16 protein-coding genes are annotated in these 18101 nt (G+C 65.4%); 8 read left to right on the top strand and 8 right to left on the bottom strand.

What is annotated here, in order from left to right; genetic code table 11:
* Positions 1-109 precede the first annotated feature (109 nt).
* Together IE126_RS01715 and pyrC are read right to left on the bottom strand one after the other, a co-directional pair.
* On the bottom strand, positions 110-787 hold the full coding sequence (locus IE126_RS01715; protein ID WP_189380018.1) for an orotate phosphoribosyltransferase: 678 nt from the start codon (positions 785-787) through the stop codon (positions 110-112).
* 133 nt (positions 788-920) lie between these two features.
* Positions 921-1961 carry a dihydroorotase gene (gene pyrC / locus IE126_RS01710; RefSeq protein WP_189380017.1) on the bottom strand — a complete coding sequence of 347 codons (1041 nt, stop codon included), beginning with the start codon at positions 1959-1961 and terminating at the stop codon, positions 921-923.
* 93 nt (positions 1962-2054) lie between these two features.
* Here pyrC and IE126_RS01705 point away from each other — a divergent pair, with 93 nt between their 5' ends.
* Together IE126_RS01705 and IE126_RS01700 are read left to right on the top strand one after the other, a co-directional pair.
* Positions 2055-2408, top strand: coding sequence for a GFA family protein (locus IE126_RS01705; protein ID WP_054303221.1), 354 nt, complete (start codon positions 2055-2057; stop codon positions 2406-2408).
* The gene (locus IE126_RS01700) at positions 2405-2797 is read left to right on the top strand and encodes a lysozyme inhibitor LprI family protein (protein WP_054303220.1); all 393 of its coding nucleotides are present in this window, start codon (positions 2405-2407) and stop codon (positions 2795-2797) included. Before IE126_RS01705 ends, IE126_RS01700 begins: the two co-directional genes overlap by 4 nt.
* A 15-nt stretch (positions 2798-2812) precedes the next feature.
* Here IE126_RS01700 and IE126_RS01695 read toward each other — a convergent pair whose 3' ends face one another.
* The 4 genes from IE126_RS01695 to IE126_RS01680 all read right to left on the bottom strand — a co-directional run bounded on the left by IE126_RS01695 (position 2813) and on the right by IE126_RS01680 (position 8326).
* On the bottom strand, positions 2813-3763 hold the full coding sequence (locus IE126_RS01695) for a phosphoadenosine phosphosulfate reductase (protein ID WP_229825170.1): 951 nt from the start codon (positions 3761-3763) through the stop codon (positions 2813-2815).
* Between the two features lie 98 nt (positions 3764-3861).
* Positions 3862-4926, bottom strand: coding sequence for a glycosyltransferase family 2 protein (locus IE126_RS01690; protein WP_189380016.1), 1065 nt, complete (start codon positions 4924-4926; stop codon positions 3862-3864).
* The gene (locus IE126_RS01685; RefSeq protein ID WP_054303218.1) at positions 4926-5987 is read right to left on the bottom strand and encodes a glycosyltransferase family 2 protein; all 1062 of its coding nucleotides are present in this window, start codon (positions 5985-5987) and stop codon (positions 4926-4928) included. The genes IE126_RS01690 and IE126_RS01685 overlap by 1 nt, the downstream gene beginning before the upstream one ends.
* 11 nt (positions 5988-5998) lie before the next feature.
* Positions 5999-8326, bottom strand: a complete 2328-nt coding sequence (locus IE126_RS01680) for a glycosyltransferase family 2 protein (RefSeq protein ID WP_189380015.1) — start codon at positions 8324-8326, stop codon at positions 5999-6001.
* 240 nt (positions 8327-8566) lie between these two features.
* Between IE126_RS01680 and IE126_RS01675 the strand changes: the two genes are divergently transcribed.
* Positions 8567-10798: a glycosyltransferase family 32 protein gene (locus IE126_RS01675; protein WP_189380014.1), complete on the top strand. Its 2232-nt coding sequence runs from the start codon at positions 8567-8569 to the stop codon at positions 10796-10798.
* Here the strand turns inward: IE126_RS01675 and IE126_RS01670 are convergent.
* Positions 10795-11829 (bottom strand): AbrB family transcriptional regulator, encoded by a 1035-nt coding sequence (locus IE126_RS01670; protein ID WP_054303216.1) that lies wholly within the window; start codon positions 11827-11829, stop codon positions 10795-10797. The two genes, IE126_RS01675 and IE126_RS01670, sit on opposite strands and share 4 nt — an antisense overlap.
* A 143-nt stretch (positions 11830-11972) precedes the next feature.
* On the opposite strand from IE126_RS01670, the gene IE126_RS01665 reads away from it, so the two are divergent.
* From IE126_RS01665 to IE126_RS01655, 3 genes are all read left to right on the top strand, one after another.
* Positions 11973-12845, top strand: a complete 873-nt coding sequence (locus IE126_RS01665) for an AAA family ATPase (protein ID WP_229825252.1) — start codon at positions 11973-11975, stop codon at positions 12843-12845.
* 75 nt (positions 12846-12920) lie between these two features.
* Entirely contained in the window at positions 12921-14177 is a 1257-nt protein-coding gene (locus IE126_RS01660; protein ID WP_189380012.1) for a vWA domain-containing protein, read from the top strand.
* 1 nt (position 14178) lies between these two features.
* Entirely contained in the window at positions 14179-14598 is a 420-nt protein-coding gene (locus IE126_RS01655; RefSeq protein ID WP_189380011.1) for a bleomycin resistance protein, read from the top strand.
* 155 nt (positions 14599-14753) lie between these two features.
* Here the strand turns inward: IE126_RS01655 and IE126_RS01650 are convergent, their stop codons facing one another.
* Positions 14754-15944 (bottom strand): cytochrome b/b6 domain-containing protein, encoded by a 1191-nt coding sequence (locus IE126_RS01650; RefSeq protein ID WP_189380010.1) that lies wholly within the window; start codon positions 15942-15944, stop codon positions 14754-14756.
* 169 nt (positions 15945-16113) lie between these two features.
* Between IE126_RS01650 and fabD the strand changes: the two genes are divergently transcribed.
* Together fabD and fabG are read left to right on the top strand one after the other, a co-directional pair.
* Positions 16114-17043 (top strand): ACP S-malonyltransferase, encoded by a 930-nt coding sequence (gene fabD, locus IE126_RS01645; RefSeq protein WP_189380009.1) that lies wholly within the window; start codon positions 16114-16116, stop codon positions 17041-17043.
* A gap of 161 nt (positions 17044-17204) precedes the next feature.
* A complete protein-coding gene (fabG, locus tag IE126_RS01640; protein WP_054303211.1) occupies positions 17205-17942 on the top strand; it encodes a 3-oxoacyl-ACP reductase FabG in 738 nt (245 codons plus the stop codon).
* The last annotated feature ends 159 nt before the right edge of the window (positions 17943-18101 follow it).

The following is an 18101-nucleotide window of genomic DNA, read 5'->3' as shown; positions in this document are numbered from 1 at the left end:
TGCGGTGCGAGGGGCGGAAAAACCGCAAGCCGCGCGATTCGGCGCCGGTTTTATCCCCGATCTGCCCACAGGCGGTGGTCCCGCCTCGGCGTGGTTCCGCCGATGCGGCTCAGCCCTTGCGCGCTTCCTGCCAGGCGCGCGGATCGTTGAGGAACTCCTCCACCCCGGCCAGCGTCTCGGCGTCGAAACTGCCCTGCGCACGCGCCTCGGCCAGCATGTCCCACCAGGTGCAGAGATAGCTCAGCCTTACGCCATGTTCGGCCAGCCGCTCCTCGGTTTCCCTGAAGATGCCGTAGTAGAAGATCACCGAGGTCCAGCCGCATGTCGCGCCGGTTTCGCGGATCGCATCGACGAAGGACAGTTTCGATCCGCCATCGGTGGTCAGATCCTCGACCAGCAGGACGCGCTGGCCCTCGGTCATCGCGCCCTCGATGCGGGCATTGCGGCCATAGCCCTTGGGCTTCTTCCGCACATAGGTCATCGGCAGCGCCAGACGTTCGGCCACCAGCGCGGCAAAGGGGATGCCAGCGGTTTCACCACCCGCCACATTGTCGAAAGCCTCGAACCCGGCGTCGCGCATCACGGTGACGGCCATGAAATCCATCAGCATCGACCGGATGCGCGAATAGGAGATCAGTTTGCGACAGTCGATATAGGTGGGCGAAGGCAGGCCGGAGGCCAGCGTGAAAGGCTCGCGTGCGTTGAAATGCACCGCGCCGATTTCCAGGAAGGCGCGGGCGGTGAGGCGGGCGATTTCTTCTTTCGGGGGGAAGGCGGCGGGGATCATGGCGGTCCTTTCGGCGGGAGGGCGGGGTGGCTGCGGCTTAGCCGAGCCTGCGCCGAAAGAAAAGACCGCCGGTCGGTCTGCGCGCCGTCAGGAAACAGGCGCCGAACCCGGCCCGGCGCCTGTCGGGCTTGCGTCAGGCGACACCCCAGAACAGCGGGAAGCCCGGATCGAAGACCGTGACCGGCCCTGCCTCGGTGATGATCTTCGACGGATAGGCATGGGCGGTTTCGTGCTTCACCAGCCGGATCGTGCCCGGATTGACCGGCAGGCGGTAGAAGGCCGGGCCGTTCCGCGAGGTGAAAGCCTCCAGCCGGTCCAGCGCACCCTCTTCCTCGAACACATGGGCGAGGATCGACATGGTATTGGTCGCCGTAAAACATCCGGCGCAGCCACAGGCATGTTCCTTCAGCGCATCGACATGCGGCGCGCTGTCGGTGCCAAGGAAGAAGCAGCCCTCGCCACTGGTGGCTGCTGCACGCAGCGCCAGCCGATGCTTTTCGCGCTTGGCCACCGGCAGGCAGTAGTAATGCGGCTTGATCCCGCCCACGAGGATGTGGTTGCGGTTGATGATCAGGTGATGGGTGGTGATGGTCGCGCCCAGATCAGGGCCGCCCGCGCGGGCATAGGCCACGCCTTCCTCGGTGGTGATATGTTCCATCACCACGCGCAGACCGGGTGTTGCACGGCGCAGCGGGTCCAGCACCGTGTCGATGAACACCGCCTCGCGGTCGAAGATGTCGACCTCTGCCGTCGTCACCTCGCCATGGACGCAAAGCGGCAGGCCGATCTCGGCCATGGTTTCCAGCACCGCGCGAACATTCTTAAAGTTGCGCACGCCGCCATGGCTGTTGGTGGTGGCCCCGGCGGGGTAGAGCTTCACCGCCTTCACCAGTCCGCTTGCCGCTGCCGCACGCACGTCGGCGGCCTCGGTGTCTTCCGTGAGGTAGAGCGTCATCAGCGGCTCGAACGCGGCGCCTTCTGGCAGGGCGGCGAGGATCCGGTCGCGGTAGGCGGCGGCCTGCGCGCCGGTTACCACCGGCGGTACGAGGTTCGGCATGATGATCGCGCGGCCGAAATGGCGGGCGGTTTCGGGCAGCACGCCTTGCAGCATCGCGCCATCGCGCAGGTGCAGGTGCCAGTCATCGGGGCGGCGGAGGGTGAGGCTCTGGGTCATGTCTTCGCGCTACCGCAAGCGGCGCCGATTTTCCAGTGGATTCGGGGCCGCCGCCGGGCCTAGAGTCGGGCAGCAGCGGATGAGGAGATTGCGATGCGTTACGAAGGGGGCTGCCAGTGCGGCGCGGTGCGGTATCATGTCGAGGCGAGCCTTGACCAGCCGGTGACCTGCAACTGCTCGCGGTGTCAGAAACTGGGTTCAGTGCTGGTCTTTGCCCCGGCTGCGAATTTCGTGCTGGAGCGGGGTGGCGACAATCTGGCTGAATACCAGTTCAACAAGCATGTCATCCATCACCTGTTCTGCAAGACCTGCGGCATCCAGAGCTTTTCGACCGGCAAGGGCCCGGACGGGGCGGAAATGGTGGCGGTGAATGTCAATTGCCTGGACGGGGTGGACCCGCGTGAACTTGCGGCGCGTGCCTATGCCTATGACGGAAAGGCCGTATGAGCATGAAACTCTCCGCTTTACTGGTGCTGCTGGCGGTGCCCGCCAGTGCGCAGGAAGTCGATTGTGCCAATCCGACCTTCCAGATGGAAATGACCTATTGCGCGGAACAGGACTGGAACCGCGCCGATGCCGAGTTGAATGCGGCCTATAAAGAGGCGCGCGCCCGGATGCAGGCGCTGGATGCCGGCCTGCCCGCAGATCAGCGCGGGGCGGCCGAATATCTGAAACAGGCGCAGCGCGCCTGGATCGAGTTTCGCGATGCCGCCTGCGCGGCCGAAGGCTATACGATGCACGGCGGCTCGGCGGAGCCAATGGTCATCTATTCCTGCCGCGCGCGACTGACCGAACAGCGCAGCGCCGATCTGCGGGCGCTGGCCGAAACGCTCTGAACCGCGCCGGGGCGGTCAGTCCGCCCCGTCCGCCAGCCGGGCCTCCAGCGTGGCGACATGCCGCCGGAAGCGCGGGGCGTTCATCCGTTCTGCGACAGACCGGCAGATCGCCAGCGACCGCCGGGTCTGACCACGGGTTTCGGTCTGGTGCAGCAGGGCCTTCAGATACGGCCCGTGTTCGCGGCGCTTGCGCCATTCGCGGGCGAACAGGGCCGGGGTCAGCCGCCCTTCACCCGCCGCGTCGATCAGGCCGGGCAGGATGCCAGTGGTGATCAGGCTGTCCTGCACCCGATCCCCAAGCCAGGGCGTGCGGAGCTTTTGCACGAAAGGCTTGGTGAACAGCGCCGCATGCATCGAATCCTCAAGGCTGTGCGGATCGTGGATGACGAAAACCTCGCCGGTGCCCTCGATCATGTCGGGGGCATAGCCATAGCGTGAGGTGAAATCGAGCCGCCGCTTCGCCAGGTCACGGCGGTCCCAGGGCGCGATGGACGGGTCCAGCGTGGCGCGCGGGTTGATCGTCAGCACGGTTGCGCCGGGGGCACAGACCGAGAAGGCGCAGGCCGCGTAGCCGCCCATCCCGGCGCCATAGAACACCACGCGGTCGAAATCCTCGAAGAAGGCGTCGTCGACCAGCCGGTCGAAATAGCGCCAGACCGCCGGGTCGCGATACCAGGTGTCGCCGTCGGCGATGACACAAAGATGCGACCAGCCGTTGCGCGCCACCGCCTGACAGCCCTCTGGCATCTGCTCGGGACGCGCGCGGATCGATTCGAGCGTCTCGAACGTGACCAGCAGCGTCGGCCCCTCATCGGCGAAGAAGGCGAAATGCCGGGTGCCCAGCGGTTCGAAATAGCCCTCTTCCTCGGTGATTTCCTCCAGACGCGCCATCCATGCGGCGTGACTGGTCGCGGCCGAAGCGTCGTAACGGGCACTGCGGTCTGTCGCGGTCACTGTCATAGCCATGGAGTCCAATCACAAGAATTCAGGTCATTCCACTTATTATGCCAATGTCGCGTGGCCAAAGCGGGCAGACAAGTGGGCAGCCAAGTGACATCTTGCCTCTAAGTGGAAACAGACCGTTTTTCAGATCCGCCCGCAACCTCCGGCGCCGCGCGGGCATGGCGCAGGATCTGCATGGCTTCCGCACGGCTCAGCACCCGGCTGGGCGGGGCCAGCAGCAACCGTCCGAACAGCGCCCGCCACGGCTCCTGTTCCATCAGTGTGATGAAACGACCGCGCCGCCAGTCGCGCGCCTGCGCATCAAGACCGGCCAGCACGGCATCACCCAGCAGTGTGTCACGCAGGTCCCGGCTGTCGAGGGCAAGGACCGACCGATCTTCGACCGCGCAGAAATTCCGTTCGATCCAGTAGCCCATATCAAACGGCTCTGCCGCGCGGTTGGCGCGGCCCCGGTCGCATTTCACCAGATAATCTGCCATGCTTCCAAGGGCATAGTGGTTCAGTTGCGCGAGGGTGTAATTGTCCTGTCCGAAGTCGGAAAAGACCCGCCCGGTGGCAAAGGCCGGGGGCAGCGGCCGTCCCGCGCCATCAAACCAGCGTGCCGACGCCAGCCGCTCGCGATCCGGCGCGCGCGGGCGATGCACCCCCATCTTGCGATAGGTTCCGTCGTTGCGAAACAGCGTCTTGAACATCGCGGCCCGCCAGGGCCAGTGCAGCACCGCAGGTGCCGCGTGGGTAAAGCTTTCGGTGACCCGGCCCTCCAGCGGTCCGATCACGCCGCAATTGCCGAACATCCGCCAGGTGAGCGGGATCGCAGTGGCCTCGGGCAGGGCCGCCAGCAGCGCAGACAGGGTGCGGTCACCCGTGTGGATGTTCACGAATTCATCGACATCGAGAAACATCACCCAATCCGCCTGCGCCTTCAGCGGGTGACGATCCGCCGCTTTCAGCGCCGCCCATTGCGGGCCTTCCTCCCAGGGGCCGGGATTGCGCACATGGGTCAGCCAGCCCAGCGCGTGCAGCCGGTCGAGCATCGCATCCGTGCCGTCCTCGCAATCATTGGAAAACACCAGAAAGTCGGTGAAGCCCACAGCCCGGTGATGGGCGAGCCATTCCAGAAGGAAGGCGCCCTCGTTCTTCACCGAGGTGACGGCCAGCGCGCGCATCAGGCGGCGTCAGCCTCGTCCTCGTCGCCGACATCGGCGTCGCCGTCATAGGCCTTGCCCTCGACCTCTGCCGCATCGCCGGCGGCCATGCGGGCGCGGTGGCCTTCGATCCGGCCGATCATCTGGCCGAAGTCGGGATCGGCGTGCAGTTCGGCGATCTTGTTTTCGTGCCAGCGGACGGCCCGGTTGTGCAGCGTGTTGAGCCGCTGGTCGGACAGCAGATCGGCCATCCACTTCTCCACCGCCTCGTCATAGCGGCGGATCAGGTCGCAGGCTTCCTCGTTGGTGTCATTGCGCACCCAATAGCCGAATTCCATCTTGTCATTGACGTGGTTCACCTTGCCGCGCGCCGATTTGACCAGAAAACTGTCCATCGAGCGCAACTGGTAATGGTTCACCTGCGCCCTGGAGTAATCGGCCTGCACATGCAGGATCGACTTGCCCTGCTCGACCGGGATGCCGCCCGGAACCTCACGGCGCAGTTCGCGGCCCAGATCGTGTTTCACCACCGGCGTGTGGACGCCCAGCCGCCGCATGTGCTGCACCACATCGCCCCGGAACAGGGTTTTCGGGAAGGCGTATTCGATGGCCTTCGGTCCGGTCGTCGCATTGGCCTGCGTGAATTGCGGGGTGATGCGGCCGGGCCTGAACTCTTTCTGCCCGCCGGTGCCAAAGGTCCGCCAGGGCACGCAGATCGCCTCCACCTCGGGCGTCGCCGCTGCCACCAGATCGCGGGCAGAGCCGTCTCCGATACGCGAGGCCAGAAACTCGTCCGCGTCGCAGACATAGATCCAGTCCGCGGTCTTCACAGCATCATATTGCAGCGCCTGACGCAGGGCACGGCGCTGGATCGACTGGCCGGGCCGGTAGCGTGTGGGATGACCCTGGCACAGGCCCATTTTCGACAGGCGCTTGATCATCTGCGCCGTCGTGTCCTCGCAATCGTTGTGACAGATCACCAGATTGTCGAACCCGAGCACCTTGTGATGCGCCACCCATTCCACGAGAAAAGCCCCTTCGTTCTTCATCGTGGTGATGAGCGTGTAGACATCGTTACCCATATACTCTCCTGTCAATGCTCGGCTTCGCCGTGGTGTTCCACGGTGAAGAAATAGTCGGCGGGCAGGTCGCGTTCGTGCAGGTCGGGCGGGATGACGCCCGGTCCGGCAGCAAAGACGGCCGATCCGAAATGATGCTGCAAGCGGCAGAGCCGCTCCATCCGCGGGCCGGTCAGTTCGGCGTAAAAGGCGCGGTAGTTTTCCGTCTGCATCAGGGCGGTGATCTTCTCGCGGTGGCAGGCGACGGAATGATCATGCGCGGCGCGGATCTCGGGGTCGGACAGCAGACGGTCATATTCGGCCCGCGCCGCCGGGATCATCCGCTGGATCGAGGTGTCGCGGTCGAGATTGTGGTTCATGCGGAACCAGTAGTTCAGCCCCTGATCGCGGTCGACATGGTTCACCCGGCCCCGGTCGCGCTTGACCAGAAAGCTTTCGGCGCTGCGCACGGCATAATGGTTCAGCTGCACCCAGTCATAGCCATAGGTGTCGGTGGTGGAGCGCCAGGCATTGCGGTAGGCCTCGTGCGGCATGGGCCGACCCGAGCCGTTCAGCCAGCGCACTTCGGACCACAGGTCGGGTTTCAGTCCCTTGGGACGGTGGACGCCCAGCTTCTTGTAGATGTCGATATTGCGGAACAGGGTCTTGAAGCCCCAGGCCTGATGCGGTTTGCGGATCAGTTCGGGCGCGCAACGGTCGAACTGCTCGATCAGAAAGCGGTCTTCATAGCGATGCACCTCGGCATTGCCGAACAGCCGCCATGTGAGCGAGATCATGTTGGCTTCGCCCATGGCGTGATACAGCGCCTTCAGCGTGCCGTCACCGATCTTGATGTCGATGAATTCATCGACATCCATGCAGATGCCCCAGCCGCAATCCTGCATCACCGGCTCTTTCTCGGCGGCTTGCAGCGCGGCATGTTGCGGCTTCAGCTCGCCCCCCGGCACATAGGGGTTGATGCGGTGCTGCACGATGCCCTTGGCGGTCAGCAGTTCCAGCATCGTATCGGTACCGTCGGTGCAATCATTGGTGTAGATCAGGAAATCATCCACCCCGATGGCACGGTGATAAGCCAGCCATTCCAGAATGAAGGGCCCCTCGTTCTTCATCGTGGTGACGATGGCGGTGCGCCCCCCTTCGACGGCACGGGCCGGGGCGGGGCGGGCTTTCGACACCGGCGCACGCACGGGGGCATGACCCAGCGGGCCTTCGGCCAGCGCCAGCAACGCCTCATCCTCTATCAGCGAGGTCTTGGGGGCCAGCGCACCAGACGGCGCACCCGGCACGCGGATGGCCATGGCCCGCCAGAAATGCGCGATGCCGCCTTCTTCCGGCTTGGCATAGCTGACGCGCACCATGCGCCAGCTGTTCTCCAGCCCGGCCTGTGCCGGGGCCACACCCCAGCGGGCGAGACCGCGCCGCTGGTCGAACTGACGGCAGATGTGATCGCCAAAGCGCGCCTCGCGGTTCGCGCGCACCCGCCACGGGTAGATACGGTGCCCGATCAGCAGGATCACCCCATTCTTCGACCGGGTACAAAGCTCGAACGCGGTTGGCGTGCCGGGGGGCGGAGGGGCGAGGATGTCGGTCACATCCAGGGTCAGCACCGCCCGCGCCGCCGCCAGAAACCGCCATTTGACAGCCTCGTAGAGGATGCCCTCGCCCAGCGGGCTGCGCCAGGGGTCCGGCGCGGGCTGTTCCATCCGGTCCTTGCCCGGCGCATCGGGGGCGAGGAACAAATGGTTTTCCGGCCCCAGATCGGGCTTGCCCAGCGGCACCGGGCAGTCAAGCAGCAACACTGTCACCGGCACGTCCCCCAGCGCGGCACGCAATTGCGTGGCTAACCCCTCGGGGTCGGCGTCGGGCAGCCGGTTGACGATCAGCGCGGCTTGCAGCCCGTGATGGCGGTGATGATAGATCAGCCCCTCGGCCAGTTGCGCGGCGCTTTCCTCCAGCCGGAAACCGAAGATCGTGTTGAGGTCGCGGAACAGGTCATGCTCCGCCGGGGAAGGGGACAGGGCAAGCCGGTCGCCTCCGGTCAGCGCCAGATCGGCGCCGCCCGCCGGATCGCGCCGGGCTGCGATCAGCGCCGATCCCGACAGCGCCCGGATTTCCAGCGGCAGCGCGCAGCCTTCCGCCCCGTCAGGCAGGAAGCGCGCGGTATCGGTGCCATGGCCCAGAAAGACGCGGAAATGATCGCCCAGATCGACGGCATCCAGCACCAGCGGCAACCCCTCCAGCCCTGTCGCATGCGCGGCCAGTTGCCGGCGCAGCACCACCGCGCCGGGCCCCTTGGCCCGCCTGCGGCGCAGCGGCCGCGGTTCTGTCTGGTCTTTCGGCATAAGCCGCCTGTCCTTCGCCTCGCGTCGTCGTGTCGCGACTTCAGGTTAGGCTAGCATAATGGCCACAGTCGGGCAAAGCTGCGGCAGGGGAATTTTATGGGTTCTATTGGCAAATCAGCGGAACTTGGTCACACTGTTGACGAAAAAACTACAATAATCCCCGAAGTATCGGGGCGGGCAGCAAGAAAATCGCGGTTTGATCCTGCAGACGGGCCGGATTTTGTGACGAAGGGTAAGGGCATGGCACGAGTGCGCGAGGTCGGAACGCTGTGGATCGGGGGCAGCCTGAGCTGGATGGAGCAGCTTTGCCTGAAATCCTTCGTCGATCAGGGCCAGAAGATCACGCTCTTCTCTTATGACGACATCCCGAATGTGCCCGAAGGCGTGATCCGCCGCGACGGGCGCGAGATCATTGATACCGACAATTTCATCAAATATGAAGGCAAGGACAGCTATGCGCTGTTCGCCGACCTGTTCCGCCTGCACATGATGAAGAAATGTCCGGGCATGATCTGGGTCGATACTGATGTCTATTGCTGGCGTCCGCTCGACTATGACAGCGATTATGTCTTCGGGCTGGAGCTGCGCGAGGTCAGCCAGGGCAGCCCGCGCATCAACAATGCCGTGCTGGGTCTGCCCGCCGACAGCGCGATGCTGGACGAGATGCTGGACTTCACCTCGGATCAGCATGCGATCCCCGAATTCCTGAAACCCCGTGTCAAGGCGGAATACCGGGCGCTGGCCGCCGCAGGCACGCCGCTGCATGTCAGCCAGCAGAAATGGGGGGTCTGGGGCCCAACCATGGTGTCCTATTTCGCCCGCAAGCTGGGGCTGACCGATCTGGCCCAGCCTGTTGACGCCTTCTATCCGGTGACCTTTCCCGAACGGCTGGACGTGATCCGCGCCGCGCGCCGCGTGCATCCGAAGATCACCGAAAATACCACCGGCATGCATCTCTGGGCCTCGAACAAGCGCGAACTTTCGCTGCGCCACAATGGCGTGCCCAGCAAGGGCAGTTTCATTTATGAACTGATGGAAAAGCACGGGCTGCGGGCCGAGGACGCGCCGCTGCGCGCGCGCGGCTGGCGGCTGCTGGATGGCGAACTGGTCGAGAGTGTCGATCTTGAGACGGTGGAGACTTTCACCGATATCGGTGGCCGCTCGCGCCCGCTGGCCTATGAGATCTGGAAGCGCTGGGGCGCCGCTGTGCAGATCGTCGATGTCGATGCGCATGGTCAGTTCCCCGACCAGCCAAGCCGGGCCATCGCGGAATACCGCGACTATCTGATCGGGCTGGGCATGCCGGAAGACCGCGTGACCATCGCCCGCACGCTGGAAGACGTGCAGCCCGCGGATGTCATTGCCCATCTTCCGGGCTTTGAAAAAGAGGGCAAGCTGAAGGATTTCCTGCCGGTCTTCGGTCGTGTCCTGAAACCCGGTTCCCGCATGTTCACCGATATTCGCGGCGGCTCCGGCGGCTTTGGCGTGCTGCGCCCCATGGGCACCAACGAGGTGCTGTCAGAGCGTGAAAGCGACGGGGTGAAGGTGGCGCGGGTGCTGTTCCGCGCAGGTGATGCGCTTCAGCTCGCAACCGCTGTCCCGGCGCCCGAACCGGGCTGGTCCGAAATCGCCCGCGATCTGGCGGGCAAGGATGGCTTTTTCCGCGAAAGCGACAGCCACTCTTTCCTCTATATCCCGCGCGGCAGCGATACGCTGGTGGTGACCTTCGACAATCTCGACATCGCGATGGAAAAGCGCGAGGACCGGCGGCCCTGGGGCTTTTCCTTCATAGAGAAACAGGGCTGGTCGATGCTGGGCGTCATGGCGAACGGCTGGACCTGGTATCGTGACCCATGGGTCTGGGATCAGTTCGACGATCTCGCCACCTCGGATTTCTTCGACCAGTTCAGGCGCGTGGTGTTCTATGGCGCCTCGATGGGCGGCTATGCCGCCTGTGCCTTCGTCGCGGCCTGTCCGGGCGCCGATGTGGTGGCGATCAGCCCGCAATCGACGCTGGACCGTTCCATCGTGCCCTGGGAAACCCGCTACAAGGCGGCGTGGGACCGCGATTTCAGCGGCCATTACGGCGATGCGGCAGAGGTATCGAAGGCGGCGGGTAAGGTATTCATCCTCTATGACCCTTACGAGCCGCTGGATTCCGGTCATGTCGACCGCTTTACCCATGACAATGTGCTGAAACTGCGCGCGCCGCTCCTCGGGCACCGGCTGGGGTCCAGCCTGCAACAGATGGGCGTGCTGTCGCCGATCACTCTTGGCGCGCTGAATGGCACGCTGACCGAACTGGAGTTCTACCGGCTGATCCGCGCCCGCAAGGCCTCGACCCGCTATCAGAAAGAGCTGTTCAAGCGGGTGGTCGGCAAGGGGCGCAAGGATCTTGCGCGCAAGCTTGGCCGTTATGTGCTGACGCGTGGTGACAACCGCTATATCCGCAAGGAACTGGCGTTGCTTTAACGCCGCGCCATCCAGCGGGCGATCAGCGGTGCTGCGGTGATCACAAGGAAGATCCGGGTCAGGTGGTGGGCCACAACGAAGGCCACATCCGCCCCGGTCATCAGTGCGATCACCGCCATTTCCGCCTGTCCGCCGGGCAGGAAGCTCAGCGCCACTTCCAGCGCCGGACGGCCGGACAGCAGTGCCGCCGCCTCGATGAAGCCCAGTGACAGGATGGCCAGCAACAGCGCATAGCCAAGGCCCGCCGTCACGTCATGACGCAATTCGCGCGGGGTGATGCCCGCGTATTTCGACCCGACCGCGATGCCGATGAAGAACTGCGCGGCCCAGATCATCTCGGCCGGCGGGCGGCCCTGGATGACGCCGGCAAGGCTCAGGCAGGCTGTCAGGATCAGGGGCCCAAGGATCGAGGCACCGAACATCCCGATGCGCTCGGCGATCTTCCAGCCCGCGATGCCGGAAAAGACCATCAGCGCAATCTGCGACAGCGGCACTTCCGACGCGGGCCGCCCCGGTGCCTGCGACAGATCCACATCATACAGCAGCGCCAGCAGGAAGGGTGTGGCGGTCACGATCACCAGAACCCGTGTCGCATGGATCAGCGACATGCTGCGCACATTGCCGCCGGCCTCCTCGCCGAAGATCAGCATATCCTGCAAGCCACCGGGCATGGCGGAATAGAAGGCGGTCGGATGGTCATAGCCCATGACCCGCCGGAAGAACGGATAGCCCACCAGCCCGATCAGCCCCACGAATAATGGCACCAGCGCCAGCGTCGCCCCCATGCGTGGCAGATCATGCAGCAGGGCGGGCGTCACGGTCGATCCGATGGCAACCCCCAGCCAGGTGCGCAGGGCCGTGCCCAGTACCCCCATCCCCTGCAACGGCGCCCCGGCCAGCGCCGCCAGCAGGCAGCCAAGCATCGGTCCCAGCAGCAATGGCAGCGGCAGGGACAGCAGAACAAAGGCCGCCGCCCCAAGGGCCGCAGCAGCAAGGGTGACAAGTCGGGGACGGGTGATCATCGCGCGCATGATGATCCCCGCTTACGCCCCCTGTCCAAAGGTCGCAAGACCCGCCTTCACCCTTGACCCTCTGCCGCCACGCCGCCAGCATGGCGCAAAAGAGGGGGGAGCCTGTGAGCGGAATTCCGACGTCGATCGACGGGGTGGAGCAGATGCTCGCCGCCCAGGGCTATGTGGCGGCGCGCGCGCTGTCGACGGTGACCTTCCTGTCGCTGAAACTGGGGCGCCCGCTGTTTCTGGAAGGCGAGGCCGGGGTGGGCAAGACCGAAATCGCCAAGGTCATCGCCAGGGCGCTGGACCGTCGGCTGATCCGCCTGCAATGCTACGAGGGGCTGGATGCCGCCTCGGCGGTGGCCGAATGGAACTTCGCCGCCCAGATGGTCGCCATCCGCACCGCAGAGGCGGCGGGGGACACCGACCGCGACGCGCTGAAATCCGAACTTTTCACCGAAGACTATCTGATCGAACGGCCGCTGCTGGCCGCCATGCGCCCGCAGCCCGGCGGCGCCCCCGTGCTGCTGATCGACGAGCTTGACCGCACCGACGAACCCTTCGAGGCCTATCTGCTGGAGGCGCTGTCGGATTTTCAGGTCACGATCCCCGAGCTCGGCACCATCCGGGCGCCCGAACCGCCCATCGTCATCCTCACTTCCAACCGCACGCGCGAGGTGCATGACGCGCTGAAACGCCGATGCCTTTATCATTGGGTCGATTACCCGACGGCGGATCGTGAAATGCAGATCCTCGCCGCGCGCTGCCCCGAGGCGCAGGAAACGCTCAGCCGCGAAATCGTGGCCTTCGTGCAGCGACTGCGCACCGAAGACCTGTTCAAGAAACCCGGCGTTGCCGAAACGATCGACTGGGCGAAATGCCTGCTGGCGCTGGATGTGATCAGCCTGACCCCCGAGGTCATCGCCGACACGCTGGGCGCCATCCTGAAATATCAGGACGACATCCAGAAAATCCAGGGCTCCGAAGCCAAGCGCCTGCTCGATGAAATCCGCAAGGAAACGGTGCCCGCATGACGGCCCGCTCATTTCCCGCTTTCATCTTGGCAAAAATATCCCGGGGGTCCGGGGGCAGCGCCCCCGGCGCATCGTATGGCCAGCTACGCTGAACTCACCCTGCCGGAAGACGGCAAGATCAGCCGCAACATCCTGTGGTTCGCCCGCGCCCTGCGCAAGGCCGGGCTGCCCATCGGCTCGGGCCGGGTGATCGACGCCATCCGCGCGGTAGAGGCGGTGGGCTTTACCGAACGGCGTGATTTCTACTGGACGCTGCATGCCTGTTTCGTCAACCGCCCCGAACATCGTGCGGTCTTCGATCAGGTGTTCCGGCTCTACTGGCGCGACCCGCGTTACATGGAACAGATGATGTCCCTCATGCTGCCCGCCATTCGCGGCGTGCAGGAGGAGAGGCTGGCACAGGCTGCCGAGAAACGTGCGGCCGAGGCGCTGCTGGACGGTGCCAACCGCGATCTGCCCGAGGCGGAAAGCCCCCAAGGCGAGGAACAGGTGGAAATCGACGCCTCCGCCACCATGGCGCGCGAAGAACGGCTGAAGACTCTGGACTTCGAGCAGATGTCGGTGGCCGAGATCGCCGAGGCAAAGCGCATGCTTGCCCGCCTCGGCCTGCCGGTGCAGCCCTTGCCGTCGCGTCGTCAGACTGCGGCCCCGCTGGGGCAGGCCATCGACCCACGCGCCACATTGCGGCTGGCGATGCGCCGGGGCGGCGAGATCACGCGGCTGGCCCGCCGCGACCCGGCGCTGCGCTGGCCCAATCTGGTGGTGCTGTGCGACATTTCCGGCTCCATGTCGCAATATAGCCGGATGGTGCTGCATTTTCTGCATGCGGTGGCCAATCGCAAGGGTCAGGGCTGGGCGCGGGTGCATGGCTTCACCTTCGGCACGCGACTGACCAATATCACCCGCCATCTTGCGACCCGCGATGTCGATGCGGCGCTGGCCGCGGCAGGGCGCGAGGCGCAGGACTGGTCAGGGGGCACCCGCATCGGTGCCTGTCTCCATACCTTCAACCGCGACTGGTCGCGCCGGGTTCTGGGGCAGGGGGCGGTGGTGCTTCTGATCACCGACGGGCTGGATCGCGACGACAGCGGCCAGCTTGCGCGCGAAACGCAGCGGCTGCATCTGTCCGCGCGGCGGCTGATCTGGCTCAACCCCCTGCTGCGCTGGGAGGGCTTTGCCCCGCGCGCCACAGGCATTCGCGCGATGCTGCCCCATGTCGATGCCTTCCGCGCCGGGCATTCCATTGCCTCGCTGGAGGCGCTGGCCGCCGTCATATCGGACAGTGCAGATACCGGCGAGAAGGCGCGGCTGATGCGCGCACTGGCGCGCTGAGATGGCGGTGATCGTCCCCGAGCTTTCGGTCACCGACTGGCGTGCTTCCCGCGTCTTCTATACCGGATTGCTGGGCTTCTCGGTCCTTTACGAGCGGCCTGAAGAGGGTTTTTGCTACCTCGGGCGCGAGGGGGCGGAGCTGATGCTTGACCAGATCGGGCTGGGCCGTGATTTCGACCCCGGTCTTGGTGAAGCCCCGCGCCCGCTGGGCCGTGGCGTCAATCTGCAAATCGAGGTCAGCGCCATCGCCCCCTTGCTGCATGCGCTGGCAGGGGCGGGCCACCCGCTGATCCTGCCGCCCGAAGACCGCTGGTATCGCCGGGATGACGAGGAACTCGGCAACCGGCAATTCGTTGTGGCCGACCCCGACGGCTATCTGTTGCGGTTTCACGAAGATCTGGGTGTCCGCAAGCGGTGCTGACGGATCAGGGGGCTGTCTGCCCCCTCGCCCCTGCGGGGCTCACCCCCGAGGATATTTTTTACCAAGATGAAGGTGCGGGGTTTCATCTTGGTCCAAATATCCTCCGGGGGTGAATTGCCGAAGGCAAGAGGGGGCGGAAAGCCCCCTGCGCCGATTTATTCGGGGCGCCGCGCGGTGAGGGTCGCGGTAACCTCGACCACGAAGCCCACGGTGGCCTCGTCGCCATAGCTCGCCCCCATGCCGAAGGCGCGGCGGTCGAGCGTGGTGGCGCCGGTCATTGTGGCGGTATTGTCCGCTGTGGTCAGCGTGAAGGGCAGGGTGACCGGCACGGTGGCGCCGCGCAGGGTCAGGGTGCCTTTCGCCTCATAGCCTGTATCGGCGGGCAGAATATCGGCGTCGAAGGTCGCGGTCGGGTGGGTTGCGGTATCGAAGAACTCCGGCCCTTTCGCCTGATCGGTGACCGAACCGAGCGTCAGCTTGGTCAGGTCTATGGCGACTGTGACATGTCCGTTCACGCCATTGACCGGGGTTTCGTCGAAGGTGATCGTGGCATGCCAGTCCGGCAACTGGCCGCTGACCTCTGCTCCCATCTGGCGCACCGTGAAGCCAAGGCTCCCGCTTTGGACCTGCCAGTTCCCTGCGGTTGCAGCGGGGGTGGGAGCGATGGCGGCGCGCGCCGGTTCATCGCCGCCGGTGGCGAAGATCAGGGCAAGCGTGCCGACGGCCGCATAGACCAGCCCGGCGGCGAATGCGGGCGCGCGCGGGGCGCTTCCCTTGCCTGCCGACGTGCCCCGCAACATCCGGGACAGGGTATGGTCGCGGTCGATCAGCGCGTGTTTCAGCGCGCCTGCAACATGCAGCAGCACCGAACCGATCAGCAGCTTGGAGAACAGCCCGTGCAGCGCCCCCGCCGCCTCGGCCACGCCCTGCGATTTCGGCACGAAGGGCAGGCCCTGGCCGAAGGGCCAGAAGATCGGGGCGAAGCCGTCCAGCGCCGCGTGATGCACCCAGCCGCTGAGCGGCATGGCGATCATGGCGACGTAAAGCGACCAGTGGATCAGGGTGGCGATCCATGTTTCCAGCCGCCGCTCGGGGTGCAGCGGTGCCGGATGCGGCTGGGTCAGTGCCCAGAGGATGCGGGCCAGCGCGGTGAAGAACGCAGCCACGCCCAGCGTCTTGTGCAGCGAATAGACCAGCGCCTTGGCTGCGACGGCGGCAGAGGTGTCGGCGGGCATGTCCTCGGCGTAAAGGCCAAGGCCGATGGCGGTCAGGATCAGCGCTGCGGTCAGCCAGTGCAGCAGGCGGGCGGCGCTGCCATAGCTTTGCGGGGTGTTGCGGGTGCTCATGCTCTCTCCGGTCTTTCGGTTTTTGGTGGTCTAGCACGCATGCTGCAGTGCGGAAATGCGAGGGCGGGCACAGGCTCTGTGCATCCGCGAAGGGTTGCGCGGCTGTGCGCAGCAGCGATTGCATGGCCCGCCCGCACGCGGTAAGCCGGTAAAAACGCTTGGAGGAACCATGTCCCGCGCATTCGTATTCCCCGGTCAGGGGGCGCAGACCATCGGAATGGGCCGTGCCCTGGCCGAAGCTTACCCCGCCGCGAAAGCCGTCTTTGACGAGGTGGACGAGGCTTTGGGCGAAAAGCTGTCCACGCTGATCTCGGAAGGCGATATCGCCGAACTGACGCTGACGCAGAACGCCCAGCCCGCGCTGATGGCAACGTCGATCGCCGCCCTGCGCGCGCTGGAAACCGAAGGCATCGGGATCGAGACGGCGGATTTCGTGGCGGGCCACAGCCTTGGCGAATATTCGGCGCTCTGCGCGGCGAAATCGCTGGCGTTGTCGGATACCGCGCGGCTGCTGCGCATCCGGGGGCAGGCGATGCAGGAGGCGGTGCCGGTGGGCGTGGGCGCGATGGCCGCGCTGCTGGGTCTTGATTTCGAGGCGGCGACCGAGGTTGCGGTGGAGGCTGCGCAGGGCGAGATCTGTCAGGCCGCCAATGACAATGATCCGGCGCAGGTGGTGGTTTCGGGTCACAAGGCGGCGGTGGAGCGCGCGGTAGAGATCGCCAAGGCCAGGGGCGCCAGGCGGGCGCTGATGCTGCCGGTCAGCGCGCCTTTTCACTGCGCGCTGATGCAGCCCGCTGCGCATGTGATGGCCGAGGCGCTGGCAGCCGTGGTGGTGGACAATCCGGTGGTGCCAGTGGTGGTGAACGTCCGCGCCGAGGCGGTGATGGAGGCCGACCGCATCCGCGACCTGCTGGTGGCGCAGGTGACGGGCTCTGTCCGCTGGCGCGAAAGCGTGCTGTGGATGGATGCTGCGGGGGTGACCGAATACTGGGAAATCGGCGCGGGCAAGGCGCTGTCGGGCATGATCAAGCGCATCGTCAAGGGCGCGGAAACCCGTGCCGTGGGTGCGCCCGAGGATGTGCTGGCGGCGAAGGGCTGAGCCGGGACCAAAATTCTTGAACAAGAATTTTGGGCGCTGACCGGCGCGGTTTTCGTGGGGCGGGGGCTGTGGACGGGGGCTGTCTGCCCCCGCGGCCTTCGGCCTTCCCCCGAGGATATTTGGCCCAGGGTAAAAGCCGGGCCGGGAAAAGGATGGAAACAATGTTCGATCTGGGTGGCAAGAATGCGCTGGTGACCGGGGCTTCCGGGGGCATCGGCGGCGAGATTGCCCGCGCACTGCATGCGGCGGGGGCGACTGTCACGCTGTCGGGGACGCGCCTCGCGCCGCTGGAGGCGCTGGCGGCGGAACTGGGGGAGCGGGTCTTTGTCGAGACCTGTGATCTTTCGGATGCGGCCAGTGTCGAGGCGCTGCCGAAGGCCGCTGCCGCGAAGATGGGCTCTGTCGATGTGCTGGTGAACAATGCCGGGATTACCCGTGACAATCTGTTCATGCGGATGTCGGATGACGAATGGCAGTCGGTGCTGGATGTGAACCTGACCTCGACCTTCCGGCTGTGCCGGGGTGTACTGCGCGGCATGATGAAGGCGCGCTGGGGGCGGATCGTGAATATCAGTTCGGTCGTTGGCGCCACCGGCAATCCGGGGCAGGGCAATTATGCCGCTTCCAAGGCCGGGATGGTCGGCATGTCCAAATCGCTGGCGGCCGAAGTGGCGAGCCGGGGAATCACCGTCAATTGTGTGGCGCCGGGTTTCATCACCACCGCGATGACCGAAAAGCTGAATGACGAGCAGAAGGCGCGCATCCTGACGCAGGTGCCCGCCGGGCGCATGGGCGAAGCGGGCGAGATTGCCGCTGCCGTGCTTTATCTGGCGAGCCCGGAAGCGGGTTACGTCACCGGAACCACCTTGCATGTCAACGGCGGCATGGCGATGATCTGACGCGGGGCGCGGCGGCACGGGCGCGCGGGAAAGCGTTTGCCAAGTGCCGGTGCGCTTGCTATAGCCGCGAACGGAACCACCAGTGCCGGAAGGCTCTGGTGCCCTGCCTGACGCGGGGAAAACAGCCAAGGGCCTGGCCCGCGGCAGGGACACCAGACC

The sequence above is a fragment of the Gemmobacter nanjingensis genome (assembly GCF_014652195.1).
GTDB classification, from domain to species: Bacteria; Pseudomonadota; Alphaproteobacteria; order Rhodobacterales; family Rhodobacteraceae; genus Gemmobacter; species Gemmobacter caeni.
The sequence above is the reverse complement of the archived record's forward strand: the minus strand, read 5'-3'. Positions and strand labels throughout refer to the sequence as shown.

Excerpts from the sequence above, each read along its gene's own strand:
- IE126_RS01665 (WP_229825252.1), top strand. The coding sequence starts at position 11,973 with ATGCTCGCCGCCCAGGGCTATGTGGCGGCGCGCGCGCTGTCGACGGTG.
- IE126_RS01650 (WP_189380010.1), bottom strand. The coding sequence starts at position 15,944 with ATGAGCACCCGCAACACCCCGCAAAGCTATGGCAGCGCCGCCCGCCTG.
- IE126_RS01655 (WP_189380011.1), top strand. The coding sequence starts at position 14,179 with ATGGCGGTGATCGTCCCCGAGCTTTCGGTCACCGACTGGCGTGCTTCC.
- IE126_RS01670 (WP_054303216.1), bottom strand. The coding sequence starts at position 11,829 with ATGCGCGCGATGATCACCCGTCCCCGACTTGTCACCCTTGCTGCTGCG.
- fabD (WP_189380009.1), top strand. The coding sequence starts at position 16,114 with ATGTCCCGCGCATTCGTATTCCCCGGTCAGGGGGCGCAGACCATCGGA.
- IE126_RS01690 (WP_189380016.1), bottom strand. The coding sequence starts at position 4,926 with ATGCGCGCGCTGGCCGTCACCTCGGTGAAGAACGAGGGCGCCTTCCTT.
- IE126_RS01715 (WP_189380018.1), bottom strand. The coding sequence starts at position 787 with ATGATCCCCGCCGCCTTCCCCCCGAAAGAAGAAATCGCCCGCCTCACC.
- IE126_RS01660 (WP_189380012.1), top strand. The coding sequence starts at position 12,921 with ATGGCCAGCTACGCTGAACTCACCCTGCCGGAAGACGGCAAGATCAGC.
- IE126_RS01680 (WP_189380015.1), bottom strand. The coding sequence starts at position 8,326 with ATGCCGAAAGACCAGACAGAACCGCGGCCGCTGCGCCGCAGGCGGGCC.
- IE126_RS01675 (WP_189380014.1), top strand. The coding sequence starts at position 8,567 with ATGGCACGAGTGCGCGAGGTCGGAACGCTGTGGATCGGGGGCAGCCTG.
- IE126_RS01695 (WP_229825170.1), bottom strand. The coding sequence starts at position 3,763 with ATGGCTATGACAGTGACCGCGACAGACCGCAGTGCCCGTTACGACGCT.
- IE126_RS01685 (WP_054303218.1), bottom strand. The coding sequence starts at position 5,987 with ATGGGTAACGATGTCTACACGCTCATCACCACGATGAAGAACGAAGGG.
- IE126_RS01705 (WP_054303221.1), top strand. The coding sequence starts at position 2,055 with ATGCGTTACGAAGGGGGCTGCCAGTGCGGCGCGGTGCGGTATCATGTC.
- IE126_RS01700 (WP_054303220.1), top strand. The coding sequence starts at position 2,405 with ATGAGCATGAAACTCTCCGCTTTACTGGTGCTGCTGGCGGTGCCCGCC.
- fabG (WP_054303211.1), top strand. The coding sequence starts at position 17,205 with ATGTTCGATCTGGGTGGCAAGAATGCGCTGGTGACCGGGGCTTCCGGG.
- pyrC (WP_189380017.1), bottom strand. The coding sequence starts at position 1,961 with ATGACCCAGAGCCTCACCCTCCGCCGCCCCGATGACTGGCACCTGCAC.